Raw genomic sequence first — 23863 nt, forward strand, 5'->3', positions numbered from 1 at the left:
ATACGCATCGGCGATTACCGATGTCATAGGCGCTCGGTATTGTAAGCAAGCTTTTTACTGATTGTATACAGCTCGAAGTGCCAGTGCCGGCCTCTTGGCGGCTAGAGCCGCGAAGAGGCCGGCACGGGTTGCAGCCATGAAAGATCACACCGCCTCGCGGCTGCTCACACCCTCCAGCAATCGGGCAATCCCCAGCGGGTTGGCGTTTTTCAACGCATCCGGCAGCAGTGCGTCCGGGTAGTTCTGGAAGCACACCGGGCGCAGGAAGCGGTCGATGGCCAAGGTGCCGACCGAAGTGCCGCGGGCGTCGGAGGTGGCCGGGTAGGGCCCGCCATGCACCATGGCATCGGAAACCTCCACGCCGGTCGGGTAGCCATTGAGCAGCAAGCGCCCGGCCTTGCGTTCCAGCAACGGCACCAATGAGGCAAAGGTGCGCAAGTCGTCAGTTTCGGCGATCAGGGTGGCAGTCAGCTGACCTTGCAGGTGACGCAATGCTTCGGCCAGTTGCTGGGCATCGGCCACTTCAACCACCACGGTGCAAGGGCCGAACACTTCTTCCTGCAACAGCGGGTCGCCATTGAGCAGCAGGCTCACGTCGGCCTTGAACAACTGCGGCTGAGCCTGGTTACCCGTTTGCGGTTGGCCTGTCAGATGCTGGATATCCGGGTGCGCCAGCAGGTGCTGCACAGCATTCTGGTAGCTGCGCAGGGTGCCAGCGTTGAGCATGGTCTGCGGGCCTTGGTCTGCCATGCGTGCCACAAGCGTTTGCAGGAAATGCTCGAAGTGTGGCGAGCGGATACCCACCACCAGGCCCGGGTTGGTGCAGAACTGCCCGCAGCCCAGCACCACCGAGGCGGCCAGCTCGGTCGCCACCTGTTCACCGCGAGCCTGCAGAGCCTGCGGCAGCACGATCACCGGGTTGATACTGCTCATTTCGGCGAACACGGGGATCGGCTGCGAGCGCGCTGCGGCCATGTCGCACAGGGCGCGGCCACCTCGCAGCGAGCCGGTAAAGCCGACTGCCTGGATGGCTGGGTGCTTGACCAGCGCTTCGCCCACACCGGCACCGTAGATCATGTTGAAAACGCCTGCCGGCATGCCGCTGCCGGTCACTGCACGGTCGATGGCCGCGGCCACATGGGCTGCAGTGAGCATGTGTCCGCTGTGTGCCTTGAACACCACCGGGCAGCCGGCGGCCAGCGCCGAAGCGGTGTCACCGCCAGCGGTGGAGAAGGCCAGAGGGAAGTTGCTGGCGCCGAACACGGCCACCGGGCCCACGCCGATGCGGTACTGGCGCAGGTCCGGGCGCGGCAGCGGGGTGCGCTGGGGCAGGGCGCGGTCGATGCGTGCAGCGTAAAAGTCGCCACGCCGTACCACCTCGGCAAACAGGCGCAGCTGGTTGCTGGTGCGGCTGCGTTCGCCGCGGATGCGTGCTTCAGGCAGTGCGGTTTCGCGCATCACATCCTGGATGAAGTCATCACCCAACGCGTCCAGTTCGCTGGCGATCGCGTCGAGAAAGGCGGCGCGCTGGTCGGGGAGGGTGCTGCGGTAGCTCGGGTAGGCCACCTCGGCGGCCTGCGCGGCGGCCTCCACCTCGTCGCCGGTCGCCTGGTGGAAGGCGTATGGCAGTGTTTCACCGGTGTGGGCGTCGAGGCTGTGCAGCAGCACGTCACCGTGGCCGCTGAGCTGGCCGGCGATGTGGTTCAGGCGGTGTTCGATGGACATTTCGTTTCCCGTTGGCAATGACAATCGTTGGTCAGGACTGTAGGGGGCGAACGGGGGGCTGAATAATGATTAATACGGATCGGGTGATAACGAGCCGTTATCACCCGGGTTCTCGCGATGCCCTGCGGAGCGGTCATGCAAGGCGTCAGGGCTCACTCGGCCATCTGCAACTCTGGCAGTTTCACGCGCAACGCCCGGGTCAGCCCCAGTAGCACCAACAGGCCCAGGCCCATCCAGCACAGGCCGATGGCGAACGACAGGCTGGTCAGGCTGCTCCACAGCCACAGCGTGCTGAGAAAGCCCAGGCCGGGAATGGCGCCGTACAGCAGGTAGTTGCGGTAACCGCGTAGTTTCTGGTCAACCAGGTAGTGCTTGACCACCGCCAGGTTCACCGCCGAAAAGGCGAACAGTGCGCCAAAGCTGATCATGTTCGCCACGGTATCCAGGGTGATCACCAGGGCGATCAGCGACAGCAGGCTGACCACCAGGATGGCAGTGGCCGGCACGCGCTTTTTCGTCACCAGCTGGCCGAATGCCCGCGGCAAGGCGCCGTCGCGGCCCATGGCGAACAGTACGCGCGACACGCTGGCCTGGGACACCATGGCCGAGGCGAAGCAGCCGGCCACGTAGGTCGCGGTGAAGGCGGTCACCAGCAGCTCGCCGCCCACCCGGCGCATCACGTCGACCGACGCCGAATCCGGATCGGCGAAGCTGCCCCAATCGGGGAACACCATCTGTGCGCAATAAGACACCACCAGAAACAGCAGGCCGCCGATCAACGACACCGCCAGAATCGCCACGGGAATGCGGTAGGTCGGGTTACTGGTTTCCTCAGCCATGGTCGACACCGCATCGAAGCCGAGGAACGACAGGCACAGCACGGCGGCGCCGGTCATGATCAACGGCACGCTGAAGCCATCGTGGTGCAAGGGGGCCAGCAGCGACACCGGCTCCGCCTGTCCGCTGAGCTTGAGAATGGACAAAGCGACGAAGACGATGATGAACACCAGTTGCACCACCACCAGGATCCAGTTGACCCGGGTGATCGACTCGATGCCGATCAGGTTGAGGAAGGTGACCAGGGCAATGGAACCCGCTACCCACACCCAGGCATGGATGGTCGGGAAGTATTCCGACATGTAGATGCCGATCAGCAGGTAGCTGAGCAGCGGCAGAAAGATGTAGTCGAGCAGCAGTGTCCAACCGGTGATGAAGCCGATATGGCTGCCGAAGGCCTTGCGCGTGTAGGTGTAGACCGAGCCGGAGTAGGGGTGGGCCTGGACCATGCGGCCGTAACTGTAGGCGGTCAGCAGCATGGCGGCGAGCGTGAGCAGGTAGGCGGTGGGCAGGTGCCCTTTGGTCATCTGGGTGACCAGCCCGTAGGTGGTGAATACGGCCAGGGGCACCATGTAGGCCAGGCCAAACAGCACCAGGGCGGTCATGCTCATGGACTTGCGGAAGCGGCCGGTGCTGGTGCCGGGTTGCGAGGTTGCATGCGGGGCGGGGCTATGGGCTGTACTTGTTGTTGTATGCATTGCTAACTCCTGAAAAGGGATGCAGGACACCGCGGCAGGCGAGCAGGCTCGCGACCGTCAGGTGTAGTGCAAGGAGGTCGAGCGGAAAGCTCGCAGCGCTGGGGCGGGTTGATGCTCCCACACCCTGCAGGCACCCGGAATCACCCTTTGGGGTGAGCGGACACAGCCCTTGCCCGGCTCACCCCAAAGGGTGATTCCGGTGCCTGCAGCGCCGTGGGAGTATCTGCTCAACGACGCACCGCACTGGCGGCGGTGCCACTGAGAAGAAACGGCAGGCTTACAGTGACCAATCAATTGCTTTCAGCTCAATGGTTCGAGCACCAGGCCAAGGTCACCGAGGCTATCGGCCGGCCGGGCTTTGCCGCCAGCCTGTTTGCTGCACTGGGTGTGATACGGCCGATCCAGGCGACCACGGTTTACCTGTACCCGCACGACGGCATGCCCTGTGCGCTGTTCGAGCAGGATGACAAGGCGCCCTGGCAACCCGAGGGCAATGTCAGCCGCTACCTGTCGGGCTTCTACCTGCTCGACCCGTTCTACGGTGCTTGCGTGGAACAGGTCGAATCCGGCTGCTACGGCCTGTTCGAAGTGGCACCCGATCACTTCGAGGTCAGCGAATACTACCAATCGTTCTACCGCCACTCGCACCTGGAGGATGAACTCAATTACATCCTGCAGGTGGCGCCCGGGCAAAGCCTGGCGGTGTCGCTGGCTTTCACCGACAAGCTGGATGGGCAAAGCCGCACGCTGTTCGGGCTCATCACGCCTTGGGTACTGGCGGTACTCGGCAAGCATTTTGCCGGGCTGGACAGCCGCGCAGGGCGCTTCGAGAACATCCTCGAGCAACGTATCCATGCCGCGCTGAACAATTTTGGCAGCTCGCTGCTGACCGAGCGTGAATGCCGTATCGCCCAGTTGATCCTGCGTGGCCACTCGACCAAGTCGCTGGCCGAGCGGCTGGGGGTGTCGGAAGACACCATCAAGTCGCACCGCAAGAACGTCTACGCCAAGCTCGACATCGGCACCCAGTCCGAACTGTTCTCCCTGTTCATCGATGCACTGGCCAATGCCCAGGGCGTGCTGGGCAAGGACCCGCTGGAAAGCTACATGGGCAAGCTGCGCTGAACGCCAGCTGCCCTGCAACCCCACCGCAAAGGAAAACCAACAATGAACGCGCCTTTCGCCCCGCAACGCCAGACCCGTGACTACCAGGCAGCCGATGCCGCCCACCACATTCATGCCTTCCTCGACCAGAAGGCGCTGAACGCCGAAGGGCCGCGGGTGATCGTCGGGGGCGAACGCCTGCACCTGTGGGACAGCGAGGGCAAGCGCTACCTGGATGGCATGTCTGGCCTGTGGTGCACCCAGCTCGGTTATGGCCGTCGTGACCTGACGGCCGCCGCGGCTACGCAGATGGATCAGCTGGCCTACTACAACATGTTCTTCCACACCACCCACCCGGCGGTGATCGAACTGTCCGAGTTGCTGTTCAGCCTGCTGCCGGGGCACTACAGCCACGCGATCTACACCAACTCGGGCTCCGAGGCCAACGAGGTACTGATCCGCACCGTGCGCCGCTACTGGCAGGTGGTTGGCCAGCCAGGCAAGAAGGTCATGATCGGCCGCTGGAACGGCTACCACGGCTCGACCCTGGCGGCCACGGCGCTGGGCGGGATGAAGTTCATGCACGACATGGGCGGGTTGATTCCGGATGTGGCACACATCGACGAACCCTACTGGTACGCCGAGGGCGGTGAACTGACCCCGGCCGAGTTCGGCCGCCGCTGCGCCCTGCAGCTGGAGGAAAAGATCCTCGAACTGGGTGCCGAAAACGTTGCCGGCTTCATTGCCGAACCCTTCCAGGGGGCAGGCGGCATGATCTTCCCGCCGGAAAGCTACTGGCCGGAAATCCAGCGTATCTGCCGCCAGTACGACGTGCTGTTGTGCGCCGATGAGGTGATCGGTGGCTTTGGCCGCACCGGCGAATGGTTCGCCCATGAATACTTCGGCTTCGAGCCCGACACCCTGTCGATTGCCAAGGGCCTGACCAGCGGCTATGTGCCCATGGGCGGCCTGGTGCTGAGCAAGCGCATTGCCGAGGCGTTGGTGGAGCGCGGCGGGGTATTTGCCCACGGCCTGACCTATTCCGGCCACCCGGTGGCGGCGGCAGTGGCCATCGCCAACCTGAAGGCGCTGCGTGACGAAGGCATCGTGCGCCAGGTGAAGGACGACACGGGGCCGTACCTGCAGCGCATTCTGCGGGAAGTGTTTGCCGACCACCCATTGATCGGTCAGGTGCAAGGGGCCGGGCTGGTGGCGGCGCTGCAGTTCGCCGAGCACAAGCCGACGCGCAAGCGCTTTGCCAACGAGAACGACCTGGCCTGGCAGTGCCGCACCTTTGGTTTCGAGGAAGGGGTGATCATTCGCTCGACTCTGGGCCGGATGATCATGGCCCCGGCCTTGATCGCCAACCACAGCGAGCTGGATGAGCTGGTGGAGAAGACCCGGATAGCCGTAGACCGCACGGCGCGGCTGGTCGGCAAGCTCTAAGCCGTTGCCAAGGGCAACCGGTTTCCCCTGTGGGAGCGGGCATGCCCGCGAACACCGGCGAAGCCGGTGCCATCCTCCGTGTCGCCTGATTCGCGGGCACGCCCGCTCCCACAGAGGAGGCGCGGCGCGCTTGCGGACTGTGTGGTACCTGTCACTTCCGCAAAAAATGATCGCCACCGCGGTCGCCTGGAGTACAAATGTACACCCTCGAATTCTGGCAACAACGCGCCTCGGACCTGTACCTGCCATCCAAAGCGCTGATCAATGGCAAACCCGTCAACGCACAGGATGGCGCTACCTTCGCAGCCATCAACCCCGCCACCAACAACGTAATGGCACAGGTTGCCGCCTGCGGCCATGCCGAGGTCGACCTGGCCGTCGCCAGCGCCCGTCGAGCCTTCGAGCAAGGCCCCTGGCCGCGCATGGCGCCGGGCGAGCGCAAGAAAGTGCTGCTGCGCCTGGCCGAGCTGATCATGGCCCATCGTGAAGAACTGGCGTTGCTGGACTCGCTGAACATGGGCAAGCCGGTGATGGACGCCTACAACATAGACGTGCCGGGCTCGGCACATGTGTTCGGCTGGTACGGTGAAGCGCTGGACAAGCTGTACGACCAGGTGGCGCCCACGGCGCCCACGGCGCTGGCCACCATCACCCGCGAAGCACTGGGTGTGGTCGCGGCTGTGGTGCCGTGGAATTTTCCCCTCGACATGGCCGCCTGGAAGCTGGCCCCGGCGCTGGCTGCCGGTAACAGTGTGGTACTCAAGCCCGCCGAGCAATCACCGTTTTCGGCCCTGCGCCTGGCCCAACTGGCGCTGGAAGCAGGGTTGCCGGAAGGCGTACTGAACGTGGTGCCGGGCCTGGGCGAGCAGGCCGGGCAGGCGCTGGGCCTGCACCCGGATGTGGACTGCCTGGTCTTCACCGGCTCCACCCAGGTGGGCAAGTACTTCATGCAGTACTCGGCGCAGTCCAACCTCAAGCAGGTGTGGCTGGAGTGCGGCGGCAAGAGCCCAAACCTGGTGTTCGACAACTGCCAGGACCTGGACCTGGCTGCGGAAAAGGCCGCCTTCGGCATTTTCTTCAACCAGGGCGAGGTGTGTTCGGCCAACTCGCGGCTGTACGTGCAGCGTGCCATCCACGATGAGTTCATCGAGCGCCTGCAGGCCAAGGCTCGCCAGTGGCTGCCCGGTAACCCGCTGGATCCGGCGAGCCGCGCCGGGGCCATTGTCGATGCCGAGCAGACCGGCCGTATCGAGGCTGCCATCGTGCGCGCCGGGCAAGAGGGCGCACGGTTGGTGTGTGGCGGTCGGCGCCTGACCATCGAAGGGTCGGACAACTACATCGAGCCCACCATTTTTGCCGGTGTCGAGGGCCGCATGGGCCTGGCGCGGGAGGAGGTGTTCGGCCCGGTACTGGCGGTCAGCGCCTTCGACACGGAAGAAGAAGCCGTGCGCCTGGCCAACGACAGCATCTATGGCCTGGCAGCCTCGGTGTGGAGCGACGACTTCAACCAGGTGCACCGGGTAGCGCGGGCGTTGAAAGCCGGTACCGTATCGGTGAACACGGTCGATGCGCTGGATGTGACGGTGCCGTTCGGTGGGGGCAAGCAGTCGGGGTTTGGCCGCGATCTGTCACTGCATTCGTTCGACAAGTATTCGCAACTCAAGACCACCTGGTACCAGTTGCGCGGCTGATGTATTGATCATTGACCGCGTCGTCTGCTTCGCGGGCATGCCCGCTCCCACAGGTTCAGCACAAGTCTGAGGGTTGTGCTGGACCTGCGGGAGCGGGCGCGCCCGCGAAGAGGCCGTATCTGGCGCCGCAGCGGGACCCGGTTAGAAGTCCACGCTAGCCGAAAGCTGATAGGTCCGCGGCGCCCCCAACCCCAGGGTCTGGGTCAGTGGCACACCCCAGTAGTCCTTGTCCCCCAGGTTGGCGATGTTCGCTCGCAAGGTGACCGGCTTGTTGGCGACCTGGGTCACAAAGCGGGCGCCAACGTCGAAGATCGTGTAACCCGGAATCGACAGGCTGTTCTCGGCATTGATGTATTGCTTGGACTGTGAGGTCACGTTGCCGGTCAGGGTCAGCCCATCCAGGCCGGGGATGTCCCACTCCATGCCCAGCTTGCCCTGCACCTTGGGGTAGGCCGTGGCGGTCTTGCCATCGTTGGCACCGCCTGCGGTCTTGGTCAGCTTGGGGTCGACATAAGCCACGCCCCCCATCAGGCGCACGTCGGGCAGAGGGGCACCGAAGAAGCTCCATTCCACGCCCCGATTACGCTGCTCGCCACCGAACGAAAAGATGTTGGTGACCGGGTCGGTGTAGCTGCCCGGGCGCTTGATTTCATACAGCGCCAAGGTGTGGCTGAAGGTGCCCAGGTCGAGCTTGAGGCCGATTTCCTTCTGTTTTGATTTGTACGGCGCGAACACGTCGCCATAGTTGGCAGCGGTGATCGGTGCGGCCGCGCCTTTGCTCAGGCCTTCGATGTAGTTGGCGTACAGCGACAGCTCATCGGTCAGCTTGAACAGGATGGCCCCGGCGGGGGTGGTGGCGTGGGTGTCATAGCCTGGTTTGTTGCGGGCACCGGTATTGGTGTTGTAAGTGTCGGTGACCACTTCCTGGCGACGTACGCCGAGGGTCAGTTGCACCCTGTCATCCAGCACCGACAGGGTGTCGGCGATGCCATAACTTTTCAGGTCGTTTTCCGTGTGGGCAATCAGTGGCCAGGCCTCCGATACCTTCGGGCCCCAGACAGGGTTGTAGATATTGGTCGTCCAGTTCGAGCCGGCGGCGCGGCGGCCGAAGTCCTTTTGCGTGTCGCTGTACTGGGTGGCGTTGACCGACCATTGGTGGTTGATGCCGAAGGTGTCGAAATGGCCACGCAGCCCCACCTCGGCAGAAGTCTTGTGGATCTCCATCTGCAACTGGCCCATCGCGGTGGTGAAATCACCGGCGCTGTTGTTCACCGTGGCTGTGAGTGCGCCGCTGTAGCGATAGTCCGTCTTGCTGGTGCCGACCGCGCCATAGGCCAGCAACTGGTCGTTCAGCTCGTACTCACCGCGCAGGATGACGCCCTTGTCCTTGGTTTCCACATAAGCCCAGTCGGGGTTGAGCAGTGTGTCGTTTTTTGGCGGTTTGGGGACTGGCACCCCAGCGGCCAGGCCCATGCCGCGGTTCTGGCCGCTGATGTGGTCGTCGGTATCGAACAGGTCGAGCGACAGCTTGCCACGTTCGCCACGCCAGTCCAGGGCCAGAGAAGACAGCACATTGCGCTGGCGTTGATCGTCGATGGCAGTGTCGCCGTCGCGGTACATGCCGTTGAAGCGCATGCCAAACTGGTTGCCCTCACCGAAGCGCCGGCCAACGTCGACATGGCCGCCAAGCTGGGCATCGGAAGCGTAGGTGGCGGTCAGCCGGGTCAGCGGCGTGTCGCCAGCGCGCTTGGGAATCAGGTTGACAACACCGCCCACCGAACCGCCGGGCGGCATGCCGTTAAGCAGCGCCGACGGGCCTTTGAGTACTTCGATGCGTTCGTACATTTCGGGTGAGGCGCGGTAGTAGGGGGCCATGCCGAACAGGCCATCGATAGTCATGTCACTGACGCTGGTCTGGAAGCCGCGGATTGAGTAGTTCTCGCTGTAGGTGCCGGTCAGGCCGTTGCTGAACACTGACGGGTCGGTGGCGGCGATAACGTCGGTGATGTCCCGGGCCTGCAGATCCTGAATGTAGGTGTCGGTGTAGCTGACGGTGCTGAACGGCGTTTCCATGAAGTCTTTGTTGCCCAGCAGGCCCACCCGCCCGCCGGTGGCCACCTGGCCGCCGGCATACACCGGTGGCAGTGGATCGGCAGCGCTGGCTTGGGCGTCGATCAGGGTGGCGGGCAATTCCGGAGCGGCGGGTTTTTCTTCAGCGGCCTCGTGGGGGGGGGCTGCGTCGGCGTGTGCGGCGATTGGCGCCAGTGTGCAGCTACCAAGGGCCAGGCCAATGAATACGGCATGTGCCAGCGGGGTGCGCGGCAGCGCAGGCAATGCCAAGGTAGGGGACGAGAGTGTGTGCAAGGTACGGATGGACACGCGATGGCTCCAGAGGGACAAATGGCGGGTTGTGTTTTTGCATTTAAAAAGCGAAGACGTAAGGCAAATGAGAATCACGCGCTAACGCAGTGACAGGCATTTGCAAAAAGGCAGTGCCTAGTCCTGATAGCCCCTGATCACGTCATCCGCGATCAAGGCCAGTGAGGTCGGGCTGGCGGCCGTGACGTACCAGGCCTGCGGGTCGACGAACACCACGCGGCCGTGCTTCCAGGCGTTGGTCTGGCGCAGCAGGGGGTTGTCCAAGGTGTCTGCCGTCATCATTGGGCGGTGCTCCATGACGGCGGTGCGATCCACCACATAGAGGATGTCGGGGTTGGCCTGCTGGATGAACTCACTGGAAATCGGCTGGCCATGTAGGCCGGTATCCAGGGTAGTGGTGGCCGGCTTGACGCCCAGGTCATTGAAGATGAAGCCGTAGCGCGACTGCACGCCGAAGGCGCTGAAGGCGCCGTTGTTGTGCAGCACCACCAGGGCCCGCTCCGGGCGGTCGCGGGTGACGCTGCGCGCCTGGGCCAGCTTGGCCTCCAGTGCGTCAGCCTTGCGCTGGGCCAAGCCTTGCTTGCCGAACACCTGCCCAAGGCTGAGCAGGTGCTGCCTGACCATGGCGACATGCCCGGTTTCGCTGTCGCGATAGTCCACATCGAAGTGCAGGGTCGGCGCCATTTCGCTCAGTTCGTCATAGTGGTTGGCCTGCAGCGAGGTGATCAGGATCAGGTCAGGCCGCGCCGCATGCACCCGCTCCAGGTTGGGCTGCACGATCGAGCCGACATCTGCTGTTTGCCCGGCATCCTTATAGCGTGCAAGAAAGTCCGGCACGAAGTCCTTGGGCATGCCCGCCACGGGTACGCCCAACTGGTCGAGGAAGTCCACTTCGTTCATGTCCAGAGCCACCGTGCGCTGTGGCAGTTGACTGATCACTGTGGTGCCCAGTTTGTGCTGTACGGTTAACGGCGTGTAGTCGCCATGGCGCGTTGTGTTCGCCGGTGCCGCTGTGGCTGCCGTGGGCTCGTTGCAGCCGTGCAGGGCGAGGGTGGCGGCTAGCAGTAGCGCCAATGGCCAGCCGTTGGCGGGGTGGTTGCGGTTCATTGCTGTTCTCCGGGTGGGTTGAAGTAGTTGCACAGGCGGCCGCGCGCGCTGTGGGTGATGTCGAAATCCAGCCCGTACAGCGCGTGCAGCTGTCGCTCGGTCACAACCTGCTCGACGCTGCCGCTGCAATGCACACGGCCACCCTGCATGGCGACGATGCAGTCGGAGTAGGCGGCTGCAAAGTTGATGTCGTGCACCACCAAAATCACCGTGCGGCCGAACTCGTCGCACAGCCGACGCAGGGCGCGCATGATCTGCACGGCGTGGCGCATGTCGAGGTTGTTCAACGGCTCGTCCAGCAGCAGATAGTCGGTCTGTTGGGCGATGGTCATGGCCAGAAAGGCCATTTGCCGCTGGCCGCCGCTGAGTTCATCGAGGTAGGCCTGGCGCAGCGGCTCCAGGGACAGAAAGGCAATGGCCTGGTCGATGGCCCGACGGTCTGCAGCGGTGAGCGCACCACGGCTGTAGGGGAAGCGGCCGAACGCGACCAGTTCGTCGACGGTCAGGCGCAGGTTGAAGTCGACCGACTGGCGCAGGGTGGCCACGCGCCGGGCATAGTCGCCGATGGCGATGCTGTCGATGCTTTGCCCGTCCAGGCGTATGTCACCGCTGGCAGGCGCCAGCAGCCGGGCCAGCATCATCAGCAGGGTGGTCTTGCCGGCGCCATTGGGGCCGATCAGCGAGGTCAGCTGCCCGCGCGGGAAGCTGGCGCTTACCCCGCTCAACACCTCTTTGCTGCCATAGGTTTTATGCAGGTCGTGGACAGTAATCATGCGGCTCCCCGGTTGCGCACCATCAGGGCGAGGAAGTAGGTGCCACACACCAGGTTCACGAGGATGCCGACGGTGGTCCTGTAGTTGAAGACATGCTCGACCAGCAACTGGGCGGCAATGAACACGGCAATGGCCACGGCGCTGGCGAGGGCCAGGGTGACCCGGTGGCGGAAGGTGCCGGCCATCGCATAGGTGATGTTGGCGACGAACACGCCCATGAATGCCGTGGGCCCCAACAGGCTGGTCGACACCGCGACCAACGCTGCGATCAGCGCCAGCAGCAGGCGCACGTTGCGCCGGTAGTCCACGCCCAGTGAAATGGCCTGGTCGCGCCCGAGTGCCAGCACGTCCAGCACCGGTACGGCCCGGGCCAGCAGCACACATACGCCCGCCACCAGCACGGCCGAATACAGCAGCAACTGTGGCGATGCCCGGTTGAACGAAGCCTGGGTGTAGCCCAGCAGCATCGAGAACTCGCCGGGGCTGACTTTCAGCTGGACGAACTGGGTGAACGTGGCCATGACCATGGTCAGCACCAGGCCGACCAGCAGCAGGAAGTACACGTTGTTTTTGCCGTCACGAAACAGCCAGCGGTGCAGGGCCCAGGAGTAGCCGAGCATCAGTAGCATCGAGAGCAGGAAATTGCCGTCACTGCCGAGCACGATCAGCCCCTGCACGCCCATGCCCAGCACCAGCAGCGCCTGCAGCAGCAGGTACACGGCTTCGTAGCCCATGATCGCCGGGGTGAGGATGCGATTGCCGGAAAGGGTCTGGAAGGCGATGGCGGAGCAGGCCACGCACACGCCACCGATCACCATGGCCGCCAGGCGCACAAGGCGCTTGGGGATGAGGTAGGCGAAATCCGCCCCGGCGTTGACGAACACGAACAGCGTGGCCAGAGCGACCACGGCCAGCCACAAGCAGTGTCGGCCTTTCATCGCTGCCTCCAGATGATCAGCCCGAGGAAGATCAGCCCGCCCAGGCCGCCTGCAGTCAGGCCGATGGGCACTTCGAACGGGTAGATCAGCAACCGCCCGAGCAGGTCGCAGACCAGCAGCAAGGCCGCACCGCCCAGCGCCACCAGTGGCAGGGTGCGGCGCAGGTTGTCGCCATGGCGCAGGGCGACCAGGTTGGGCACCACCAGGCCGACGAAGGGGATGGCGCCGACGATGATCACGCTGGCCGACACCGTCACTGCTACCAGCAGCAGGCCCACCGTCACGTTGGCGGTGTAGTTCAGGCCCAGGCTGGTGGCCATGCCTTCGCCCATGCCCAGCACGGTGAAGCGCTGTGCGTACAGGTAGGTGAGCAACACGATCGGTACAATCAGGTAGAGAATTTCGTAGCGGCCCTGCACCACCTTGGAAAAATCACCCAGTAACCAGCCCTGCATGCTTTGCAGCAGGTTGAAGCGGTAGGCGTAGAACTCGGCCAGCGCACTCAGCACGCCGCCGTACATCAGGCCGATGACCGGCACCAGCACCGCGTTGCGGGCGCGTATGCGGCGGATGAGGGCGACAAACAGCAGGCTGGCGGCAAAGCACACGGCCAGTGCGAACAGCATGCGCGGCAGTGCCCCGGCCGCGGGCGCCAGGCCCAGCGACAGCAGGATGCCCAGGCGCGCGGCATCGAGCCCGCCGGTGGTGCCGGGTTCAACGAAACGGTTGCGCACGATCTGCTGCAGGATCACACCGCATACCGCCAGCCCGACACCCACCAGTATCAATGCGGCCAGCCGTGGCAGGCGGCTTGCGGTCAGGGTCAACCAGGCGTCGCCTTGCAGGGTAAGCAGCTGAGACCAGGCCAGCTCACGAACGCCGACAGCCAGTGAGGCCGCGCACAACACCAGGAACAGGATGAGGCATGCAACACGCATCAGTCGTGTTCCACCCTCGGTGCCCCGATGCGCCAGCCGTTGGCGGCGTGGCGCTGTTCGAGCATGCGTGCATAGTGCCCGCCATTGGCGCGCAGTGTGGCCGGTGTGCCTTGCTCGACAACCTGCCCGGCGTCCAGCACCACGATATGGTCGGCCATGGCCACGGTGCTGAGCTGGTGTGCGATGACCACCAAGGTGCAACGCCCATGCAGGCTGTGTAGCGTCTGGGCAATCACGGCCTGGTTCTCGGCATCAAGGGCGGCGGTGGCTTCGTCCACCAGCAGTACTGGTGCTTGCCTGATCAGCGCACGGGCAATGGTCACACGCTGGCGTTCGCCACCGGAAAGCTGCGCACCACCTTCGCCCACGGACGTATCGAGGCCCCCGCGCAGCCGTTCGAGGGTGTGTCCCAAGCCGGCCATGTGCGCCGCTTGCAGTACCTCGGCGTCGCTGGCATCGGGTTTGCCGATACGGATGTTGTCGGCGATGCTGCCCTGGAACAGCCAGGTGTCCTGCAGTACTTGGCTGACTGTGTCGGTCAGGCTGGCGCGGGCCATTTGCCGCACGTCGACGCCGCCAATGCGCACACTGCCTTCGGTGGTATCGAAGAACCGTGCAATCAGGCGCATCAGTGATGTCTTGCCTGAGCCCGAGGCGCCGATGACGGCGGTCATGCTGCCTGCCGGGATGTGCAGGTTCACGTTTTGCAGCACGTCGGGCCCGGTGGGATTGTAGCGCAAGCTCACCCCTTGCAGGTTGATTGCGCCGTCCACCGGCCGGTGGGGCGAGGCGGGTTCTGGCAACGGCTTGGCTGCCAGGATCCGTTCGATTTCCTGCAGCTGGCCATGGGCCCCGCGCAGGATCTCGACATGGCTGGCCACGTCCTGCAGCGGGTCGATGAAGCGGCACACCAGCACCAGTGCCACGATCACCGCAACTGCGTCCTGCGCTTGGCCACCCGCCTGATCGCCGAACCACAGGCCGGCGGCCACCAACAGCGCGGCAAATGTTGCCTGCACGGCCCAACTGTTGAGCAGTGCTGACAGCGAAGCACGAATGATCAGGCCCATGCCGCTGCTGCGCTGGCGCTCCAGGCTTTGCGCCAGCAACCGTGTGCCCCCACCCTCCCCATTGAAGGCCCGCAGCACCGACTGTGCCTGGGCGAACTCCACCATACGCTGGCTGGCGGCGGCGAAGTGCTGGTGAAAGGCGTGATCGGCCCGGCGCCCCAGGCGTGCGCTGAACAGCAGCACTGCAGCCAGAGCCGGCAGCGCTAGCAGGGCGACAAGCCCCAGCGGCGGGTGCAGGATGAACAGCGCTACCAACAGCACCAGCGGCGTGACGCTGCCACTGATCAAGGGCGTGAGCACATGGGCCGGCAGTTGGGCCACGGCCATCGTGCCCTGGGTGATCACATGCCCGAGCCGCGCGGTGTTGTCAGGGGTGAACCAACCCAGTGGCAGCTGTGCTACCTGGGCGCCAATGTGCTGGCGGCCGCCTTGCAGCACCGCTACCGCCAAGCTTATGCCGGCCTTTTCCACTTGGCGTCGCCAGGCCCAGCACAGCGTCATGCCGACGGCCAGCACGGCCAACCAGGCACTGGCAGCGTGTATTTCGCTGTTCAGCAGGTGCAGCATGAGCGGCGCCAGGGTACTGATGGTCAGGCCACTGAATACCCCGTACAGTACGGTCATCAGCAGGTAACGGCGCCAGGCCGGGGCGCATTCGCCCAGCAGTCGAACGAAGGTTTTCAGCATGCTGGCGGCGCCTTTTTCACGGTGTCCTGATAACCACCCTGCGCCCACAGCCGTGCATAAAGGCCTTGGCGGGTGAGCAATTCGCTGTGACGCCCTTGTTCACACAGGGCGCCTTGGTCCAGCACCAGGATCTGGTCGGCATGCATCACCGTGTCCAGCCGGTGGGCGATGACCAGTAGGGTGCGACCCCGGGCGAAACGCGACAGGGCATCCTGGATCGCCGCCTCGCTCTCGGCGTCGGCGGCTGCGGTGGCCTCGTCCAGTACCAGCACGGGCGGGTCGAGCAGCACGGCGCGAGCAATGCTCAGGCGCTGCTGTTCGCCCCCGGACAATTGCGCGTCTTCGCCCACCACCGAGTCATAGCCACGCGGCAGTTGCAGGATGCGTGTGTGGATGTTGGCCAGGCGCGCAGCCGCTTCGACTTGTTCGCGGGTTGCAGCCGGTTTGCCCAGGGCGATGTTGTCGGCCACGCTTGCATGGATCAGCCGCACCTCCTGCAGCACGAAACCTATGCGTCGGTACAGTTCGCGGCTCTCGATCTGCCGCAGGTCGACGCCACCCAGGGTGATGCGCCCGGCGTCTGGGTCGAAAAACCGTAGCAGCAGGCGCGCCAGGGTCGACTTGCCGGCGCCAGAGGGGCCGACGATGGCGGTCGTGGTGCCGGGGGCCAAGGTGAAGCTGACGTCATCGAGCACGTTGTTGCCGGGGGCGTAGGCATGGCTCAGTTGCTCCACGCGCAGTTCGCTGCCGTTGGGCAGGCTGCCAACCGCAGGGGCCGGCAACACCGGGGTGTCCAGCAGGACCTGCACCCGCTGGGCCGCCCCCACCGCGTTGTTGAGGTCGTGGGTGATGTAGTGCAACAACTGTAGCGGCGCGCACAACCCAGGTGTGACCAAGGCAAAGGGCAGTATCTGTAGCGGCTCTATCCAGCCCAGGGCCACGAACGCCATGCCTGCCAGCAGCACCACACCCACTACCGTCACCGGCGCGATCAAGGCATTGGCCCGTGCCATCGCCGCAACCAGTGGGCGGGTGAAACCGATGAAGGTGTTGGCAAAGGCATCGACCGCTGCACGGTAGCGGTCCTGCGCGTTGCCGCGCCCGCCGAATGCTTTGACCAGCGGCATGCCATTGACGAACTCGACCACCGCGTTGTCGATGCGCGCCATGCCCGCAACCACATCACCCATATGCGCTGCGCTGGCCTTGATGGCACGGTGCAGAAACAGGAAGAACGCCGGGAAGGGCAGCAGCACGACCACGGCAAGGCGCCAGTCCATGGCGAACAGGTAGGCCACGGAAATCAGCACGGCGCCCACGGCGCGGCCCAGTGTGGTGAAAAAGTGCGCGGTCAGGCTGTGCAGTGTGCCGATGTCGTCCTGCATGGCCCGTTTCACTTCGCTTGATGCCCGCTCGCTGAACCAGCCGAGCGGCACTTGCATCAGGCGCTGGCCGATCGCCACGCGCAGGTGATGGGTGATGTGGTTGTCGGCTTGGTGCGCCAGCATTTCGGCTGCGGTGATCAGGGTCATGCCAGTGAACAGGCTGGCGATGCTGGCTGCGATGGCCCGGCCAATGGCGCCCGATGTGGCGGTTTCGCTCAACGCCAGGTGTGCGATGTGCGCAATGCCTGCCAGCGGTACCAAAGCCAGCATCGAACCCGCCGCAGCCAGCACCGCAGACAGCGCCAGCCGCCCGCGAATGGGGGAAAGCACACGGCTGAGCGGGCTGCGGGCTTTGTTTGTTGAAGGGGCGGCATCGTCAAGGGGCGTTGATGAATCGGACATGAAGCGGGCCTGGAAAGCTGCAAATTAATTAGTTGCATGACTATAAACTAATTTGCGAAAACCCGACAAGGCAGCTACAAGACTGTCTTCACAAAGCCTGGAGGAACTGATGCAACCACCACAACGCACCCCCGGACGCGGTCGCCCTCGCACCATCACCCGTGAACGGATTGCCGACGTGAGCATCGCCATCGGCTTGCCCAACCTCACGTTCGTTGGCGTGGCCGCTGCGTTGGGCGTAAGCCACATGGCGCTGTACAAGCATGTGCCGAACATCGAAGCACTCAAGTGCCTGGTGGCCGAGGAGATCTTTCAGCGCTGGCAGATCCCTAGGGCAGACGGGAATTGTGTAGAAGGGTTGCAGTCCTACCTGACGCGCTTTGCCACGTCGGTACAGGCATTCGTCAAGGCCCACCCGGGTCTGACGCCCTATGTGATCCGCAGGCTGGCAGCGACAGAAGCGATGATCGACAAGATCAATGACCACCAGGCGCACATCGCCCAGGCCTACGGCCTGAGCCTGGAACAGGCGCGCTGGTTGTTGTCGACGGTGGCGTTCCATGGCTTTGCCGTGGCCGATACGGTGTACACGGTGTCGGGGCGCGAGCCGCTGCTGGAGGCCGACCGGGCTGGCGAAGAATCGGAGATGGAAGTGGAGTTGCTTGAGGGCATGCAGGCGCTGATTATCGGGGCGTTGGTCATGCTGGAACAGCGGGTTTGAGCCTCATGTAACGGCTGTGCGCCTTTTACTGCCCAGGTTAACTTTTTTGCCATCCCGGCAGAAAGCCCACGTACGCTCTACACTGCTGCCAAGATGGACCAGGGCAGCTTGCCACCATTTGGCCCGTCACGCTGCCTGCGAATGGCCCTGGCCTGCATGATCGTTCTGGCTGCTCCTTCAAACTGCCACACATGGAGTACCTGGAATGGGCTGCGTGTCGAATGGCCGTGTTGCCGGTAAAGCCGGGCGTGGCATCTCGCTGCAATGGCTGGTAGCGCTGGCCGTCGTGCTGGGCATGCTGCTGCTCGGCGCCGCCCTGGCCTGGCAGGGTTACCGCGGTATTCGCCAAACCCTCGTGGCCGCCGCTGGCGATGCCGCCCAGCAGGTTGCCAAGACGATCGACGAGCGCGCCAGGCGCCTGATCGAGCCGGCGCAAAGCAGCATTCGCCTGCTGGCCCACAACACGACGGTGCACACCCAGGCACAGCGCCTGGATCGGCTGCCACAGCTGGTGGAAATGCTGGACGCCAACCGCATGCTCAGCGCCGCCTATCTGGGTTACCCCAGCGGCGAGTTCCTGTTGGTGCGTCGCCTGCGTGACCCACAGCTGATGCAGCGTTTCGCCGCTCCACCGGGCACGGCTTTTCTGGTGCAGAGCGTCAGCCATGGCGACGGCGCCAAGGTGCAGGGCGAGTGGCGCTTTTATGATCGGGCGCTGAACTTGTTGCAGGCCCAGGCCAAACCTGACTATCGCTACGATCCACGCCTGCGCCCCTGGTTCGCTGAAGCCACGGTACAACCCTCTACTGTGCTGACGCGCCCCTATGTGTTCTTCACCACCCGCGAGGTCGGCTTGACCATGGCCCAACGTAGCGTCGACGGTGGCGCCGTGATCGGCCTGGACGTCTCGGTCAACGACCTGGCCAGCGAGACTCGGGACCTGCGCATGACCCCGGGTACCGAGATCGTGGTGGTCGATGACCAGGGCAACGTTGTGGCCTATCCGGACCCGCAGCGGGCAATCGTGCACGAAGGGCAAGGCGTGCGCCTGTCGCGTGTCGCCGAGCTGGGCGCTCCCAGCCTGGCACGGCTATACGCTGACCTGCCGAAGGGCAACCAGCCTCAGCCTTATCAGGTGGCCGGCCAGACCTGGTATGGCATTCGTGTGCAGCTGACTACCCTGGCCGGGCACGACTTGCACGTGCTGATTGCCGTACCAGGCCACGAGTTGCTGGTGGGGGCACGCAAAGTCTTGTTCGAGCAGTTGCTCTGGACCGTGGCACTGATGGCCGTGTTGCTGGTGCTCGGCGGTGTGCTTGGCCGGCGCATTGGCCGCCCGCTGCGGCTGTTGCGCGAGCAGGTTCAAGGTTTGGCCAGTTTTGATTTCAGCCGTGAAGTGGGTGTGCACTCGCGGGTTTCCGAGGTGCGCGAGTTGAGCCGCGTGCTGAGCCGCATGTCCGGCACTATTCGCCACTTTCAGGCGATTACCCTTGCGCTCAGCCGCGAGCGAGACCTGGAGCGCATGCTCGATGGCGTGCTGAGCCATCTGGTAGAGGCTGCCGGGGGCGACGCCGGCGTGGTTTACCTGTACGACGCTGAACAAGCCTTGCTGCGTCTGGCCGCCTCGTGCCGCGGTGAACACTACCCAAGCGAGCTGGCAGTGGATGAGGGCGCCCGGCAGCATTTGGCTGTAACAGTGAACCAGGCCCTCGGCCTGCACGGGCGCAGCCTGGCCGTGGTGCTGAATGACCGTAGCCGGGCACTGTTGGGCATCCTGGTCCTGCAAATGGACGAAGAGCAGGCGCAGGAGCGGGTGGGCGAGGCATTTCGGCGCTTTGTCGAGGAGTTGTCCGGCGTGGTTGCAGTGGCCATCGAAACCCGCCAGTTGGTCGAAGCCCAGCAACGCCTGCTGGACGCCATGATCAAGCTGCTGGCAGACGCAATCGATGCCAAGAGCCCCTATACCGGTGGCCACTGCGAGCGGGTGCCTCAGCTGGCGCAGATGCTGTTGGATCAGGCAGTGGCAGCCGACAGCGGTCCGTTCGCCAGCTTCAGCATGACCGAGGCAGAGCGGTACGAGTTCCGTGTGGCAGCGTGGCTGCACGATTGTGGCAAGGTCACCAGCCCCGAGTACGTGGTGGACAAGGCGACCAAGCTGGAGACCCTGTACAACCGCATCCACGAAGTACGCATGCGTTTCGAAGTGCTGTGGCGCGAGGCGGAGCTGGCCTACTGGCAAGGCCTGGCCAGCGGCGCCGACCAGCAGGTGCTGAAAGCCGCACTGCAGCGGAGCCAGGCCGAGCTGCAGGACGACTTCGCTTTCGTCGCCCAGGCCAACATCGGCGGCGAGTTCATGCAGGACGCCGATATCCAGCGTTTGCAGGTGATCGGCAAGCGCCGCTGGCTGCGCCATTTCGATAACCGCCTGGGCATCTCCCGTGATGAGGCGGAACGCTTTGTCGGCGTGCCGCAGCCTGCACTACCGACAGAGGAGCCATTGCTGGCTGATCGCCCCGAGCACTGCGTGCCCTGGGGCACCCGCACACCGCCGGTGGTCAAGGACGACCCGCGTAATATCTGGGGGTTCGACATGCATCTGCCAGGCCACGCCAGCAACTACGGCGAGCTGTACAACCTGTCGGTCCGCCGTGGCACGCTGACTGACGAAGAACGCTTCAAGATCAACGAACACATCGTGCAGACCATCATCATGCTCAGTGCACTGCCGCTCCCGCGCCACCTCAAGCGGGTACCCGACATCGCCGGCAACCACCACGAAAAGATGAACGGCAGCGGCTATCCGCGTCGTCTGGGCGGGCAGGACCTGGGCATTGCCGAGCGAGTGATGGCGATTGCCGACATCTTTGAAGCACTAACGGCTGCAGACCGGCCATACAAACCCCCGAAGACGCTGTCCGAATCGGTGAAGATCCTGGTGGCCATGGCCCGCGAGGGGCACGTCGACGGGCAACTGCTACAACTGTTCCTCAGCAGCGGGGTATACCGCCAATATGCCGAGCGCTTCCTGCGCACCGAGCAGATCGACGAGGTGGATGTGGCCTACTGGCTGGCGCAACTTCAGGAGCGCAGCGCCGCGAGGCCTGTGAGCTGAGGGGCGACAGCGCTGAAAAATCAGAGCGCGTGGCGCTCGATTCAAGCGCCACGGCCTTCCCGGTGCCCCCTGCAGACCGCCGCTCCCCCGGGTATCGTAGATCCGTTCACTCATACTCCTGCACCCCGGCAATGTGCCGCCCGGCGACATAGCCAAAGGTCAGCGCCGGCCCCAGGTTGATGCCGCCCGACGGGTACCAGCCACCAAACACGCTGGCCATGTCGGTACCTGCTGCATACAGGCCTGCAATCGGTTGCCCGGCCTCATCCAGTACACGGGCATTGCCGTCGGTGCGCAACCCGGCAAAGGTGCCAAAACAGCCGGGCTTTACTTTCACCGCATAGAACGGCCCGTGCTCGATGGGCGCCACGCAAGGGTTAGGGCCCTTGTGCTGTGGGTCACCCTGCTTGCGGTTGAACGGCGTGGAACCGCGGCCAAACGCCGGGTCCTGGCCGTTACGGGCATGGCTATTGAAGTCAGTGACCGTGGCGCGCAGCCCGGACGGGTCAATGTCGCAGGCCTGGGCGAGCTGCTCGAGCGTGGCGCCGCGTTTCAGGTAGCCGCTGCGCACATGCGGTCCTACCGGCAGCGGTGCCGGGCGGGCATGCCCCAGGCCATAGCGGCGCAGGAAGCGATGATCGCAAACCAGCCACGAGCACACCTCCTGGCCCTGCGGCACTGCAGCGACCATGGCCGACACATAGTCGTAATAGCCATGCGCTTCGTTGACGAAACGCTTGCCGTTGGCCAGTACGCCGATAACGCCCGGTTTGCCGCGCTCGATAATGTGTGGGAAGTGGCCGACGCTGCCGTCGCGATACGGCACCTGTGAAACCGGTGCCCAGGCCACGGGCGACTTCAGGTCGGTAGCAACCACACCGCCGGCGGATTCGCCCAGCCGCAGGCCATCGCCAGAACACCCCTTGGGCGGCAGCGCCAGGTTGTCGTGGCCGCTGGCATCGCGCGGGAACAGTTGCTGGCGCCGGGCGTTGTCATTGGGGAAGCCACCTGCCGCCAGCACCACGGCCTTGGCGCGGATCAGCTGCTCGCCCTGTGGCGTCGCGACCCACGCCCCGCGTACCTGGCCACCCTCGATCAGCAGGCGCTTGGCCGGTGCCGACGCTTGCAGGTGCACACCCAGGTCCTGTGCCGATTTAGCCAGGCGCGCCACCAACGCCACACCGTTGACCAGGTGCATGGCCCGACCATGGCGGGCCAGGTGGTACAGGTGGCGGCCAAAGCGCTTGCACACGTGCAGCAGGGCTTTGGGCGAGCGGGTCATGTTGAGGAAGGCGGCAAGGTCGGCTCCGGCCATGATCGGCATGCCCATGAACGAGGTTTCGCGCATGGTCTTGCGCAAGCGTGGCAGCAGGGCGCCAACCTCGCGGGCATCGTAGGGCGCGGCGATCACCTGGTGGCCGCCAAGGGCTGCCCCCGGCGTATCGCCATGCATGTCCGGGATGCCGTTGCCGTCGGCAAACTGCAACGCCGTGTACTTCTCGAAAAACGCCACCATGTGCGGGCACGCCTCAAGGAAGGCATCGACGCGCTCGGCATTGTAGTTTGCCCCCAGCTCATGGCGCAGATAAGTCCGCGGCTGCTCGATGTCTTCCTCAATGCCGGCCCTGCGCGCCAGCGGGTTGCGTGGCACCCAGGCCCAGCCGCCGGACCAGGCGGTGGCACCGCCAAACACCGGTTCTTTCTCCGCCACGATCACCTTCTGCCCATGCCAGGCAGCCGTGACGGCCGCCGCCAGCCCGGCGGCGCCAGAACCTATGACCAGTACATCGCATTCGGTTTCGAGAGGAGCGGAAGGCATTGCAAGTTTCCTGTGCTTTTATTAGAACAATGTTCCACATTCTTATCAGCAGTGGATGGTCCTGCAAGGTCAGGTTGGTCATGTCAGGCAAGAACTGGGCGATCATCGGACATTCGAGGTGGCCCGAGCTGCGCTGGCTAGCGACGATGTGGAATCATCTTCTAGAATCCGCAAAAAAATCAGGGACCTGTGACATGGCTGGTAGTCAGATCGAACGCGCCTTCAGTCTTGTAGAAAGCCTTACCGGTGAACCCCAAGGGCTGCCGTTACAAACCCTGGCCGAGCGCCTGGACATTCCCAAAAGCGCTGCCCACCGCATGCTCACTGAGCTGGTGCGGCTGGGCTACGTGCGCCAGAACCGGGAAAACAGCCGCTATCAGCTGTCGGCCAAGCTGGTAGCGCTGGGCTTTCGTTACCTGGCCAACAGCGGTGCCGACATCATCCAGCCGATTCTTGACCGCCTGGCCCAGGACAGCGGTGAACTGGTGCGCCTTGGGGTGATCGACGGTGCCCGGCAAATCTGGATCGCCAAATCCCAGGGTGCCCGCTCCGGGCTGCGCTACGACCCGGATATGGGGCGCGACGCGCCGCTGTTCTATACCGCCTCCGGGCATGCCTGGCTGGCCAGCCTGGACGATGAGCTGGCGCTGCAGATGGTGTTGCGCCAAGGTATTGCCGACCCCGACCAGTTCGGCCCGAACGCGCCACGCTCCACCGACGAGCTGCTCGCCTACCTGCACCGCGCCCGCGAGCGTGGATATGCCTGGGTCGAGGAAACCTCCGCCATCGGCACCTCAGCCCTGGCCGCAGTGGTACGCCGCCCGCAAAGTGACGAGGTGATCGGCGTGCTGAGCATCGCCGGGCCCAGCGCGCGGCTGGCACAGAGCCGCCTTACAGCGCTGGCACCGCTATTGCTGACGGCGGCAGAAGAGTTGTCGGCGGCCAGTCCCGCCAGCGAGCTGTTTGCCTGAGAGGATATTCCGGTCGATTACCGCACAGTCTGTTGCGCCTGTTCTTCTGAAAAGCTGAAC

At 64.3% G+C, this 23863-nt stretch carries 16 protein-coding genes; 6 read left to right on the forward strand and 10 right to left on the reverse strand.

Annotated elements, in window-relative coordinates; genetic code table 11:
- Positions 1-144: 144 nt before the first annotated feature.
- Positions 145-1725, reverse strand: a complete 1581-nt coding sequence (locus tag QYE47_RS14935; protein WP_014591462.1) for an aldehyde dehydrogenase (NADP(+)) — start codon at positions 1723-1725, stop codon at positions 145-147.
- 152 nt (positions 1726-1877) lie between these two features.
- Complete coding sequence (locus QYE47_RS14940) at positions 1878-3260, reverse strand: APC family permease (RefSeq protein ID WP_014591461.1); 1383 nt, start codon at positions 3258-3260, stop codon at positions 1878-1880.
- Positions 3261-3542: 282 nt separating this feature from the next.
- On the opposite strand from QYE47_RS14940, the gene QYE47_RS14945 reads away from it, so the two are divergent.
- From QYE47_RS14945 to QYE47_RS14955, 3 genes are all read left to right on the forward strand, one after another.
- Positions 3543-4385, forward strand: coding sequence for a helix-turn-helix transcriptional regulator (locus tag QYE47_RS14945; protein ID WP_014591460.1), 843 nt, complete (start codon positions 3543-3545; stop codon positions 4383-4385).
- Between the two features lie 42 nt (positions 4386-4427).
- On the forward strand, positions 4428-5810 hold the full coding sequence (locus QYE47_RS14950) for an aspartate aminotransferase family protein (RefSeq protein ID WP_004575424.1): 1383 nt from the start codon (positions 4428-4430) through the stop codon (positions 5808-5810).
- Between the two features lie 197 nt (positions 5811-6007).
- Entirely contained in the window at positions 6008-7501 is a 1494-nt protein-coding gene (locus tag QYE47_RS14955) for an aldehyde dehydrogenase (RefSeq protein WP_014591459.1), read from the forward strand.
- Between the two features lie 141 nt (positions 7502-7642).
- On the opposite strand, the gene QYE47_RS14960 is transcribed toward QYE47_RS14955, so the two are convergent.
- The 7 genes from QYE47_RS14960 to QYE47_RS14990 all read right to left on the reverse strand — a co-directional run bounded on the left by QYE47_RS14960 (position 7643) and on the right by QYE47_RS14990 (position 17180).
- Complete coding sequence (locus QYE47_RS14960) at positions 7643-9880, reverse strand: TonB-dependent siderophore receptor (RefSeq protein ID WP_014591458.1); 2238 nt, start codon at positions 9878-9880, stop codon at positions 7643-7645.
- Positions 9881-9997: 117 nt separating this feature from the next.
- Positions 9998-10987: a siderophore ABC transporter substrate-binding protein gene (locus QYE47_RS14965; RefSeq protein WP_014591457.1), complete on the reverse strand. Its 990-nt coding sequence runs from the start codon at positions 10985-10987 to the stop codon at positions 9998-10000.
- A complete protein-coding gene (locus QYE47_RS14970; RefSeq protein ID WP_014591456.1) occupies positions 10984-11760 on the reverse strand; it encodes an ABC transporter ATP-binding protein in 777 nt (258 codons plus the stop codon). The genes QYE47_RS14965 and QYE47_RS14970 overlap by 4 nt, the downstream gene beginning before the upstream one ends.
- Positions 11757-12698 (reverse strand): iron chelate uptake ABC transporter family permease subunit, encoded by a 942-nt coding sequence (locus QYE47_RS14975; RefSeq protein WP_014591455.1) that lies wholly within the window; start codon positions 12696-12698, stop codon positions 11757-11759. The genes QYE47_RS14970 and QYE47_RS14975 overlap by 4 nt, the downstream gene beginning before the upstream one ends.
- On the reverse strand, positions 12695-13636 hold the full coding sequence (locus QYE47_RS14980) for an ABC transporter permease (RefSeq protein WP_014591454.1): 942 nt from the start codon (positions 13634-13636) through the stop codon (positions 12695-12697). Before QYE47_RS14980 ends, QYE47_RS14975 begins: the two co-directional genes overlap by 4 nt.
- A complete protein-coding gene (locus QYE47_RS14985; protein WP_014591453.1) occupies positions 13636-15393 on the reverse strand; it encodes an ABC transporter ATP-binding protein in 1758 nt (585 codons plus the stop codon). The genes QYE47_RS14980 and QYE47_RS14985 overlap by 1 nt, the downstream gene beginning before the upstream one ends.
- The gene (locus tag QYE47_RS14990; protein ID WP_014591452.1) at positions 15387-17180 is read right to left on the reverse strand and encodes an ABC transporter ATP-binding protein; all 1794 of its coding nucleotides are present in this window, start codon (positions 17178-17180) and stop codon (positions 15387-15389) included. Before QYE47_RS14990 ends, QYE47_RS14985 begins: the two co-directional genes overlap by 7 nt.
- A 109-nt stretch (positions 17181-17289) precedes the next feature.
- Between QYE47_RS14990 and QYE47_RS14995 the strand changes: the two genes are divergently transcribed.
- Positions 17290-17901, forward strand: coding sequence for a TetR/AcrR family transcriptional regulator (locus QYE47_RS14995; RefSeq protein ID WP_014591451.1), 612 nt, complete (start codon positions 17290-17292; stop codon positions 17899-17901).
- Between the two features lie 205 nt (positions 17902-18106).
- The gene (locus QYE47_RS15000) at positions 18107-21013 is read left to right on the forward strand and encodes an HD domain-containing phosphohydrolase (RefSeq protein WP_014591450.1); all 2907 of its coding nucleotides are present in this window, start codon (positions 18107-18109) and stop codon (positions 21011-21013) included.
- 106 nt (positions 21014-21119) lie between these two features.
- Here QYE47_RS15000 and QYE47_RS15005 read toward each other — a convergent pair whose 3' ends face one another.
- A complete protein-coding gene (locus QYE47_RS15005) occupies positions 21120-22832 on the reverse strand; it encodes an FAD-dependent oxidoreductase (RefSeq protein ID WP_014591449.1) in 1713 nt (570 codons plus the stop codon).
- A gap of 194 nt (positions 22833-23026) precedes the next feature.
- On the opposite strand from QYE47_RS15005, the gene QYE47_RS15010 reads away from it, so the two are divergent.
- Positions 23027-23803 (forward strand): IclR family transcriptional regulator, encoded by a 777-nt coding sequence (locus QYE47_RS15010; protein ID WP_014591448.1) that lies wholly within the window; start codon positions 23027-23029, stop codon positions 23801-23803.
- Positions 23804-23863: the final 60 nt, after the last annotated feature.

It is taken from the genome of Pseudomonas sp. 2,4-D (genome assembly GCF_030418155.1).
In the GTDB taxonomy this organism is placed as follows: domain Bacteria; phylum Pseudomonadota; class Gammaproteobacteria; order Pseudomonadales; family Pseudomonadaceae; genus Aquipseudomonas; species Aquipseudomonas alloputida.